Here is a 793-nt window from a genome sequence, read left to right on the forward strand (position 1 = left end):
CTCCCATTCCGAATTAGAAAAATCAATAATGGAATCAGATTTTTTTATATTGTAATTTATTTTATCAATAATTCTAGACATAAAATCCCTCTAATGTTGCCATTATTCTACCACCCAATACATTTAAGTTTATAAAACCCGCAAAACATCGATTCGTCGCTCACATGAATTGTATCACGTATACATCATAGGTTGACATAATACCCCGATTAGTAAGTATTCGACTTCATTAATCAATAATAAATGCTGCCCTGTAAAGGCAGCCGGTTGTTCAACTAAAGCACCCGTTAGTTAAAGAAGGTGGAATTGTATTCATCATCATTAATTATTCTAAATAACTTAACAATTTCTTCGGAAAAAGAAATAAAGTGGTTATGTTGACCGTTACTTAAGCCTCTAATTTTTCCATCAATCTTACCCAATAAGTGAGGTTGTTTCTTACTAATTTCCCAATAAAACAACTTACCCTTTGAATCATAGCCACCTAAAAAATAAGCATACTTTCCTCTAATACAGATAGCACCTGAACCGTGCAGTTTTTTAGGGACTTTATAAGAATTTACCGTTTTTGAATCAGGAGATATCTGTAGCAAAGGAAAGTCGGAGTAGGGAAATAACCATATGGAAGACCCCTTTCCTTTACAAATAGCGTAACAATCATCTATTGGTGGTCTATCAGTCAAGTCAGAGTGATATCTAAAAATCACATTACCCGTAAAATCAAATAGCACTAAACCTTCTGAAGATATTCCATTTCCATACACACCTTCATCAAAATAACTTATCCAAAGAC

Annotated in this window: 1 pseudogene; it reads right to left on the reverse strand. The window is 33.3% G+C overall.

Features of this window, described 5'->3' with window-relative positions:
* Positions 1-287: 287 nt before the first annotated feature.
* Positions 288-793 (reverse strand): annotated as a pseudogene (locus AC1DOS_RS20400) (TetR family transcriptional regulator); the annotation flags it as partial.

It is taken from the genome of Paenisporosarcina sp. P5_A11 (genome assembly GCF_056400705.1).